The sequence below is a fragment of the Wohlfahrtiimonas larvae genome (assembly GCF_002006755.1).
Lineage (GTDB): Bacteria > Pseudomonadota > Gammaproteobacteria > Cardiobacteriales > Wohlfahrtiimonadaceae > Wohlfahrtiimonas > Wohlfahrtiimonas larvae.
The window spans coordinates 1-9,739 of the sequence record NZ_MVDO01000240.1 but is presented as its reverse complement, the minus strand read 5'-3'; the positions used below and the strand labels follow the sequence as shown (position 1 = coordinate 9,739).

The window sequence follows — 9,739 nt, the reverse complement described above, 5'->3', positions numbered from 1 at the left end:
TCATATAAATGTTCTAGGATAGTTTTAGCTTCTGATTCAGCCGATTCTTCACCTGTAATTTTAAATTTAGGGCCACGGTTAGCAATCTCAACTGCAAAGTGTTTTTCAATCAATTGTAAATGTGAATTTAGGTTACCGCATAAATTGGCAAGACGCTCATTATTGTCGGGAAAAGTTAGCTCAAGCATTAATAATTAATCATCCAAAAATAAGATTCATTATACACGGAGAAGAAAGGGAGTCTAAGCTATTTCTATGGTAGGAATAATCAGCTATAATCAAGAGAGTAGAAAGAATATTTATTTTAAATAGAGAGAATTTGGCGTGGCAATAAATCCAACACAAACAGATGCAAACCCAAGCACTCAATCACAGAGCCTAACAATGACGCGATTAATGCAAAATAATCTTGTAAAAGCGTTATTGGCAAAATCAATCATTACAAAAGAACATCTAGATCGAGCAGATACTTTAATGCAGGCTGAACGATGCTCTTTTGTTAAAGCTTTGTTGACTCTGAATATTTCAGCGAATGAAATTTATAAAGTGACTCAAGAGATATCTAATGCACCGCGTTTTGATATGCGAGCATTTGATTTAAGTATTAAGCAACCTGATTTTTTGACAACAGAAGAAATGGAAAAAAACTTGATTTTTCCATTACGTTTAAAAAATGGCATTTTATATGTCGCAGTTGCTGATCCATTTGATTCTAGAATGTTAGAAACATTGAGATTTAAATCTCGAGCGATTATTGAACCTGTATTGGTGGCACCATCGCAGTTAGTGGCACAATTTCAATCACATGGTGGTGTTAATCGTGAAAAATTACAAAATCTTTTTAATCAAATGGAGAAAGAAAAGCCATCAGATCAGGATAATAGTGAAGCAGCTGTTACCTTTGATCTATTGAGTGAAACGGATAACTCTCCAATTATTCGATTCATTAATGGTGTTTTGGCAGATGCAATTACGCGCGGTGTTTCGGATCTTCACTTTGAGCCCTATGAACATAGCTATCGTATTCGTTTTAGAATTGATGGTGTTTTACAAGAAGCCTTTGCACCACCTGAAGCATTTAGAGATCAGATTGCTGCGCGTATCAAAGTCATGTCGCAACTGGATATTACAGAAAAACGTGTACCACAGGATGGGCGTATTAAAGTTTCCTTAAAAGGAAAAATTATTGATTTCCGTATCAGCGTTTGCCCAACATTGTGGGGTGAAAAAGTTGTTATGCGTATTTTAGATAGCTCGGCTGCGAATTTGAATATTGAAATTCTGGGTTTTACTGATATCCAAAAGAAAAATATTTTTGATGCGATTGCAAAACCTCAAGGAATGATTTTAGTTACAGGGCCAACAGGTTCAGGTAAAACCGTTACACTCTATACATGCTTGGGTATTTTAAATAAACCAACCACAAATATTTCAACTGCAGAAGATCCTGTTGAAATTAACTTGGAAGGTATCAATCAGGTACCAGTGAACCCAAAAGTTGGTTTGGACTTTGCGGCTGCCTTGAAATCATTCTTACGACAAGATCCAGATATCATTATGGTGGGTGAAATTCGAGATTTGGAAACAGCAGATATTGCAATTAAAGCAGCCCAAACAGGTCACTTAGTGTTATCAACTTTGCATACGAATTCAGCTCCTGAAACATTAACGCGTTTGATTAATATGGGTGTGGAAACATTTAATATTGCATCCACTGTTCACTTGATCATTGCACAGCGACTAGCAAGACGATTATGTTCATATTGTAAAGAGCCAGTACGTGTTGATCCTCGAACTTTGGAAGGTTTAGGTTTTACATCCATGCAGCTAACAGGTGAAATTTTTGGACCTGTAGGTTGTGATATGTGTAATAAAGGTTACAAAGGGCGCGTAGGTATTTATGAAGTCATGCCAATTTCTGATACGATGGAGCGCATGATTTTGGATAAAGCAAGTGCTGTTGATATTGCAGATCAAGCAGAATTAGAAGGTGTTGATAGTATTCGTAAATCTGCAATCAAAGCAGTTGTTGCAGGTGTTACAAGTGTTGATGAATTGTTACGTGTAACCACAGATTAATTAATAGTTGGAGATTAAGGATGAAAAAAGTTGTTAATTCACCTCGTGCACCCAAGGCGGTAGGGCCTTATTCACAAGCACAAATTTTTAAAGATTTATTGTTCACATCAGGTCAAATTCCATTGGATCCAGAAACGGGTGCAGTAGTTGGTAATGATGTTAAAACTCAAGCACAACGTGTATTTGAAAACTTGAAAGCAGTTTTGGATGAAGCTGGTGCATCATTTGATACAGTTTTAAAAGCAACGTGTTACTTAAAAGATATGGAAGATTTTGTGGATTTTAATGAAATTTATGCTCATTATTTGGGTGAAAGTTTGCCTGCACGTTCATGTTTTGAAGTCGCGCGTTTACCAAAAGATGTTCTATGTGAAGTAGAATTAATTGCGTATATTAAATAAATGCGTTTAGATCAATTTCTTCAGAAAACTTTAGGTGTTTCTAGACAAGATGCAAGAAGTATCCTAAAGAGTAAAAAAGTGGTAGTGAACGGAGAAATGGTCAAGCAAGCAAAGCATCAACTCGATCTATCTCAGGATCGAGTTTTTTATTGTGATGATGAGCTTGTTTACCAAGAGTTTTTCTACTTTATGTTAAATAAACCCAAAGGTTTTGTTTCTAGTCATACGCATGATGGTGGTACGCCTATTTATGATTTACTGGAGGATTATTCCTTTGTGGATCTGCATTGTGCTGGGCGATTGGATGTAGATACAACAGGATTAGTTTTGGTCACTAATGATGGGCAATGGTCGCATCGTGTTGCACATCCTAATCAGAATTGTTTTAAGCGTTATTTGGTGACATTAGCTAATGAAATTACCAAAGGGGCTATTGCTCAACTGGAAAATGGCGTAGAGTTGCATGAAGGCAAAGCTTTGCCTGCAAAAGTTGAAGTGATTTCGCCACGGCAGATTTATTTAGAAATCAGTGAAGGGAAGTTCCATCAAGTTAAACGTATGTTGAAAGCTGTGGGTAACGAAGTGGTGGAGTTGCATCGTGATCGTATAGGGAGTATCAGTTTAGGTGATTTAGCTGAAGGCGATTATCGAGAATTAACAGATGCTGAGATTGAGGAGTTTGTAGCGTGAGTGAAGCATTCAGTGCATTGTCTAATGTTGCACAAAAATACTCAGATTTAAAATCATTATGGTTTGTGGATGAAAATTATGATGTTTCTGATCATCCCATTTTGATTACATCCACAGAATCTATCACTAATCGCATCGAGATTGCAGATTATTTAAAGCAATATAACATTGTCAATTTATCAGATTATGATTGCACACAATATCATGATGAAAGTTTTGATATTGTTTATTTGCGAGTGCCAAAAGCTAAAGCATTATTGAATCATTGGATTCGTGAAGCAATGCGCATATTAAAATCCAAAGGTAGATTGATTTGTGTGGGTTTTAATGATGAAGGTATTAAGAATACTTTCAAGAAAATTGAGAAAGCATTTGGTGAATTGGTTGAGCAAGAGCTATTGGGCAAAGGGTTGAGAATTGCAGAGTTTTCTTTGATTAATCCACAGATTGATCAAATTGAGGATCGTGATTATACAGTTGTAAAATCTATTGAGAATGAATTGTCTTTAAATCTATCGAGTAAAGCAGGGATTTATGGTGCAGACAAAATAGATCAGGGCAGTTTGTTCTTATGTGAAACAGTGTGTCAGCATTATGATCATCAAACTTTTGAGAAAGTATTAGATATGGGATGTGGCAATGGTTTAATTTCATTGCTGCTTGCCAAAACTTTTGTATCCAGTGAGTTCATTGCGACGGATAATAATATTACGGCGACAACATTGTGTGAATTTAACTTTACACAAAATAATGTGAATGGTGTAGTGATATTAGATGATTGTGCGCGTACGATTGAATCACAAAAGTTTAATTTGATTGTGAGTAATCCACCTTTTCATCAGGGGTTTGAAACTTCTGAAAATTTAACCATTCGTTTTTTAGCAGCAACTGAACGTTTATTGGCTAAAAAAGGTGAAGCTTGGTTTGTGATGAATCGTTTTTTAAAGATTGAATCTTTGGCAAAAAAAACTTCTTTACAAATGGACTTAATGAATGAAAATTCACAATTTAAAGTCTTAAGATTTAGAAAATAGTCACTAAAAATTAGGCTATAAAAAAATCCCATAATTCTCAGATTATGGGATTTTATTTTATTAAAAAAAACTAAAATTAGTCTTTCTTAGGACCTGCTGCAACTAAGGATGCACCTAAATCTGTATCTGTATAGCGTGCAAAGTTATTAACAAAACGTTCTGCTAAATCTGTTGCTTTAACTTCCCATTCAGATTCAGCTGTATAGGTTTTGCGTGGGTCTAATAGTTGTGCATCAACATTTGGTAATTCTGTTGGCATTTCTAAGTTAAAAATTGGCAATGTTGCTGTTGGTAATTGATCAATTTCACCACTCAAAATTGAGTTGATGATTGTGCGTGTATCTTTCAAAGAAATACGCTTGCCAGTACCATTCCAGCCGGTGTTAACTAAGTATGCTTCTGCTCCTGATTCTTGCATTCTCTTAACTAATACATCTGAGTATTGAGTTGGGTGAAGTAGTAAGAATGCTGCGCCAAAACATGCTGAGAATGTTGGTGTTGGTTCAGTAATACCACGCTCTGTACCTGCAACTTTTGAGGTAAAGCCAGATAAGAAGTAGTACTGAGTTTGTTCAGGTGTTAGTTTAGATACAGGTGGGAATACACCGAATGCATCTGCTGTTAAGAAAATAACTTTCTTTGCAGCACCTGCTTTAGAGATAGGTTCGACAATATTTTCAATGTGGTTGATAGGATAAGAAACTCGTGTATTTTCAGTTTTTGAGCCATCATTGAAATCAACAGTACCATCTTCTAATACAACAACATTTTCTAACAATGCATCACGGCGGATTGCACCATAGATTTCAGGTTCGGCAGCTGCAGATAAGTTAATAGTTTTTGCATAACAACCACCTTCAAAGTTAAATACACCATCATCATCCCAGCCATGTTCATCATCGCCAATTAATTCACGATTGGGATCTGTAGATAATGTTGTTTTACCTGTACCAGAAAGGCCGAAGAATACTGCAACATCACCATCTTTGCCAACGTTAGCAGAGCAGTGCATAGAAGCAATGCCTTTTAATGGTAATAAGTAGTTCATTACAGAGAATAGGCCTTTTTTCATTTCACCGCCGTACCAAGTACCGCCGATTAATTGGATATTTTCTGTTAAGTTGAAAGCTACAAAATTTTCTGAGTGTAAGCCATGCTCTTTCCAATTAGGATCAGAACATTTTGCGCCATTCATAACTGTGAAGTTAGGCTCAAATTCTGCTAACTCTTCAGCCGTTGGGCGAATGAACATATTTGTTACAAAATGAGCTTGCCATGCAACTTCAGTGATAAAACGCACGCTTAAACGTGTGTCTTTATTCGCACCACAAAAAGCATCTACAATGAATAGTTTTTTATTGGTTAATTGAGTTGTGACAACGTCTTTCAAGGCTGACCATGATTCTTGTGATAAAGGGTCATTGTCATTCTTTACACCGCCAGTGCCATTCCACCAAACAGTATTTTCAGTTGTTGCATCTTTAACAATAAATTTATCTTTTGGAGAACGACCAGTAAAAATACCAGTGTCTACTGCCAACGCACCTAAATTTGTTAAGGTTGCTTTCTCAAAACCAGTTAATGATGGATCCATTTCTGCTTCATATAGCGCATCATAGCTAGGATTATAGATAATCTCAGATGCTACAATGTTATGTGATTGCAAAAATGCCTTAATCTTGTCGATCATTTCAATCTCTCCGGGATGATTGTCAGTGTAAAGTAAAAATATTAAAGTTCGATATTATACTCGAATGCTACTCTTTTACTACAGCTGATTGGGTTGAATACTAAAATAACTGTGTTTTAACCTTTTGAAATTTGTGCTGGAATTTGTATTTAAACTTATCCCAATAGCGCTTTACAAAGCTCGCTTCCTCAATGGTACTTTCTGCATACAATGGTGCTGTTAAGATTGTTTTATTACCGTTCTTAACAATATATTTACCTATGGGGGCGCCTTTTTCAATCGGTGCTAATAATGGTTTTTGAACTTCAACAGATGATGTTAATTCCGAATATTGACCACGCGGATATGTTACATAAATGTTTTGATCTGATACTAATTTCACATAATCTGCATTACCTTCATGTACAGGTGATTCTAAGATTATTTGATTCTGATCATATAATTTCTTGTGTTCAAAGTTAAGAAAAGCATAGTTAAGAAGCTCTGTGGATAATTGAGCTCGCTCTTTTTCATTGTTGGTACCAAGTACAACAACGATAACCCTAAACCCATTACGAACTGCGCTTGATGCAAGGTTATAACCTGCCGAATTGGTGTGGCCTGTTTTAATGCCATCTACGCTGGGGTCTGTCCATAATAGTGTATTACGATTTTTTTGTAGAATGTTGTTCCATGTAAAAGATTTTTGGGAATAGATTTTATAATGCTCTGGGAAATCTTTAATTAAGTGGCGAGATAATATTGCTAAGTCGTAAGCACTGCTATAATGATTTGCATGAGGTAAGCCTGATGCGTTCATAAAGTTACTATCTTTCATGCCCAATTCTTGTGCTTTTTTATTCATTTCCATTGCAAAAATAGATTCGCTACCGTAGAGGTATTCAGCGAGTGCAATAGATGAGTCATTACCTGATTGAATGACGAGCCCTAAGACTAAATCATGAACAGTAATTTTAGAGCCCGCTTCTGCAAACATGCGAGAGCCTTCCTGCGATTGTGCATAAGGAGAAATAGTGACTTGTGCATCTTCTTGGATTACGCCTTTTTCTATAGCTTCAGCGACTAAATAGCTTGTCATCACTTTGGTGACACTTGCAGGTTCTAAACGCTGATGGCCATTATAATCAGCTAAGATTTCACCTGTGTCATAATCCATGATTACCCAAGCTTTAACAGGCACACTCACGGGGATAGGTGGTAGTTGTTGCGCAAAACCAGCCCCACTTGTTGATAGAACTGAAAGGCATACTAAAAGAATTTTTTTCATAAAACTACTCTATACTTTATGGTTGAAGATTAAAAGTTTTAGCAGATAGCCCTTGATTCTTAAATGAAAAAGCGGCTTCTTCTGCATCGTATTGTGTATTATAACGGTGAACAATTACTCGGTAAAACTGACCATCATAATGTACTTCTGCGGGTAAATTGTAAGTTTGTCTAATTTGGTCTTGGTAATTGGCTGCATTATACTCACTGCTATATGCATTCAGTTGAACAGTATATGTACCACTATTTTGATAGGTAGGTGGCGGCACATAAGCTGCTTCATTTGTGACTTCAATTTTATCACCACGAGAATCAGAGAAAGAAACATCAGGCGTATAAGTATGCCCATAAGCTGCTTTATTGCCATTGAGATATTGATAAGGTTTTAATGCCTCAACTTTAACTTTAGCTGTTCCTTTAGCAATGACGCCTAAATCTTTTGCAGCTTGGTAAGACAGATCAATGATTCGGCCTTTGGAGAAAGGACCTCTGTCATCGACGCGTAAATTAACAGTTTTACCATTTTCTAGATTAGTAACTTTGACATAGGTAGGTATTGGTAATGTTTTATGGGCAGCAGAATAGCTATACATATTATATGGTGTTCCACTAGATGTACGTTTGCCATGAAAATCTTTACCATACCAGGATGCAATACCAACCTCGCTATAGCCTTTAGATGTTTCTTTGACTTTATAAGTTTCCCCCATAACTTTGTAGCTTTTAGGGTTACCATATTTACTGACAGGTTCTTCTTTAGGGACAGCACCATGTTTGGATGCTTTATTCTTAGTCTTACTACCACACCCAACGATCAAGAGGGAAAAAATGACTAATAAGATAATATTACGATTAGGCATAAGTTATTTTCTTTCGTTGATAGCATTGGCTAATTGAGAAACTGCGAGTGCATACATATTGGAATGGTTATAGCGTGTGATGACATAAAAATTATAAAATCCAATCCAATATTCGTAATGGTTAGGTGTTACTTCAAATTGCATTAATGTTACAGGGGTGCTGGTATTAATAGATGATTGAACACCTAGTTGTTTTAATGTTGATAAGTTGGTTTTAGGAGGACGAACAGGGCCACGTTGGAAATAGCTGCTTACAGCTTGCGGGTTTGTAACCGAAACTTGTGAGGCTAATTGTCCGCCACGTTGCCATCCATGTTTAGCAAGGTAGTTAGCAACAGAGCCAATAGCGTCTACGGGGTTGTTCCATAAATCTTTAATACCATCGCCATCAAAATCAACGGCATAAGCCATATAGCTAGAGGGCATGAATTGTGGATAACCCATTGCACCAGCATAAGATCCTTTGAAACTGAATGGATCTCGGTTCATTTTGTAAGCAATATTTAAGAATTTTTGTAATTCATTAGAGAAAAAGTCTGCTCGACGAGGATATTCAAAGCTAAGTGTAGATAATGCATCTACCACTGCCCAATTACCACGATTAGCACCATAGCTGGTTTCTACACCAATAATGGCGGTAATCACAGCAGCGGAAACGCCATATTCTGCTTCTGCACGTAATAAGGCTGATTGGTATTGATGATAGAAGTCAACGCCACCTTTGATTCTATTTTCTGTCATAAAAATTGGACGATAACGACCCCAATTCATTTTTTCAGCAGGGCGATTCATTGCATCGATAATAGTGGGTTTAATGGATGCTTTATTCATTGTATTTGTGAGCCATTTTTTATCAATGCCAGTTGATTTATGGGTTTTGTCAATAAAATTGATGACATCAGGGCGTTGTGCAAGATTTGTTTCTGCTCTCTCTGAATAAGTGGCGGTCGTATTGTAATTGGTCGTTTGTTGTGGCGCAGTAGAATTGCTTGTACAAGCTGACATGAATAGGATTGTTGAACAGGCTAACCATGGATGTAGTCGTTTCACGTAGTGTATTCCTTTTCTTTTTTAGGCTCAGGGTGGGCAAATATGCTCATTATTATACCAAATGATAGGAACAAGGTCACAATGGAGGTTCCACCATAGCTAATAAATGGCAATGGTACGCCAACAATGGGAAGTAGCCCACTTACCATACCAGCATTGACAAAAATGTAGAAGAAAAAACAGGAAGTAATTGCTGCGCCAATCAACTTATTAAAAGGGTCTTGTGCTTTATTGATTAGGTAAAAAGCTCTTAAGATGATTAATAAGTATAAACTTAACAAGATAGTAATTCCAACAAATCCAAACTCTTCGGCTGTGATCGCATAGATAAAATCAGTTGATGATTCAGGTAAAAATTTGAGAGAGGCTTGTGTACTATTAAGCCATCCTTTGCCATACATTCCACCAGATCCAATGGCGATTTTAGATTGGATGATTTGGTAGCCTTTACCTAATGGATCGGATTCAGGATCTAAAAGTGTTAATACTCGACCTTTCTGATAATCTTGAAGCCCAAACTCCCAAACTATAGGTAGGGCAATACCAATTAAAATGATGGCTAAAATAATATATCGCCATTGAAGTCCGCTGAAAAATATAGCAGTAATGCACGCAAATAAAATCAGCAATGCTGTTCCTAAATCAGGTTGGTATAGTACTAAGACAAAG

9 protein-coding genes and 1 pseudogene are annotated in these 9,739 nt (G+C 36.6%); 4 read left to right on the top strand and 6 right to left on the bottom strand.

All coding sequences use genetic code 11. From position 1 onward, the window contains the following. A pseudogene (locus tag BZK14_RS12235) lies at window positions 1–188 on the bottom strand (PhoH family protein); the annotation flags it as partial. 208 nt (window positions 189–396) lie between these two features. Between BZK14_RS12235 and pilB the strand changes: the two are divergent. Genes pilB through BZK14_RS12215 form a run of 4 tightly spaced genes read left to right on the top strand, consistent with a single transcriptional unit; the run spans window position 397 to window position 4,204 of the window. Continuing rightward, window positions 397–2,079, top strand: coding sequence for a type IV-A pilus assembly ATPase PilB (gene pilB / locus BZK14_RS12230; protein ID WP_077926746.1), 1,683 nt, complete (start codon window positions 397–399; stop codon window positions 2,077–2,079). 20 nt (window positions 2,080–2,099) lie between these two features. Then, window positions 2,100–2,480, top strand: a complete 381-nt coding sequence (locus BZK14_RS12225; RefSeq protein WP_077926745.1) for a RidA family protein — start codon at window positions 2,100–2,102, stop codon at window positions 2,478–2,480. After that, a complete protein-coding gene (locus BZK14_RS12220; RefSeq protein WP_077926744.1) occupies window positions 2,481–3,170 on the top strand; it encodes a pseudouridine synthase in 690 nt (229 codons plus the stop codon). Then, window positions 3,167–4,204 carry a class I SAM-dependent methyltransferase gene (locus tag BZK14_RS12215; RefSeq protein ID WP_077926743.1) on the top strand — a complete coding sequence of 346 codons (1,038 nt, stop codon included), beginning with the start codon at window positions 3,167–3,169 and terminating at the stop codon, window positions 4,202–4,204. Before BZK14_RS12220 ends, BZK14_RS12215 begins: the two co-directional genes overlap by 4 nt. A 76-nt stretch (window positions 4,205–4,280) precedes the next feature. Here BZK14_RS12215 and pckA read toward each other — a convergent pair whose 3' ends face one another. From pckA to BZK14_RS12190, 5 genes are all read right to left on the bottom strand, one after another. Continuing rightward, a complete protein-coding gene (gene pckA / locus BZK14_RS12210) occupies window positions 4,281–5,894 on the bottom strand; it encodes a phosphoenolpyruvate carboxykinase (ATP) (RefSeq protein WP_077926742.1) in 1,614 nt (537 codons plus the stop codon). Between the two features lie 100 nt (window positions 5,895–5,994). Next, on the bottom strand, window positions 5,995–7,161 hold the full coding sequence (locus BZK14_RS12205; protein WP_077926741.1) for a D-alanyl-D-alanine carboxypeptidase family protein: 1,167 nt from the start codon (window positions 7,159–7,161) through the stop codon (window positions 5,995–5,997). Between the two features lie 16 nt (window positions 7,162–7,177). Beyond that, window positions 7,178–8,020 carry a septal ring lytic transglycosylase RlpA family protein gene (locus BZK14_RS12200; protein WP_077926740.1) on the bottom strand — a complete coding sequence of 281 codons (843 nt, stop codon included), beginning with the start codon at window positions 8,018–8,020 and terminating at the stop codon, window positions 7,178–7,180. 3 nt (window positions 8,021–8,023) lie between these two features. Beyond that, entirely contained in the window at window positions 8,024–9,070 is a 1,047-nt protein-coding gene (gene mltB, locus BZK14_RS12195; protein WP_077926739.1) for a lytic murein transglycosylase B, read from the bottom strand. Next, on the bottom strand, window positions 9,067–9,739 hold a 673-nt coding region (locus tag BZK14_RS12190), incomplete at its 5' end, for an FtsW/RodA/SpoVE family cell cycle protein (RefSeq protein ID WP_143691475.1). The genes BZK14_RS12190 and mltB, both read right to left, overlap by 4 nt.

Bases quoted from the DNA above. Each gene is read 5' to 3' on its own strand.
- BZK14_RS12220 (WP_077926744.1), top strand. From the start codon at position 2,481: ATGCGTTTAGATCAATTTCTTCAGAAAACTTTAGGTGTTTCTAGACAA.
- pckA (WP_077926742.1), bottom strand. From the start codon at position 5,894: ATGATCGACAAGATTAAGGCATTTTTGCAATCACATAACATTGTAGCA.
- BZK14_RS12225 (WP_077926745.1), top strand. From the start codon at position 2,100: ATGAAAAAAGTTGTTAATTCACCTCGTGCACCCAAGGCGGTAGGGCCT.
- pilB (WP_077926746.1), top strand. From the start codon at position 397: ATGCAAAATAATCTTGTAAAAGCGTTATTGGCAAAATCAATCATTACA.
- BZK14_RS12200 (WP_077926740.1), bottom strand. From the start codon at position 8,020: ATGCCTAATCGTAATATTATCTTATTAGTCATTTTTTCCCTCTTGATC.
- BZK14_RS12205 (WP_077926741.1), bottom strand. From the start codon at position 7,161: ATGAAAAAAATTCTTTTAGTATGCCTTTCAGTTCTATCAACAAGTGGG.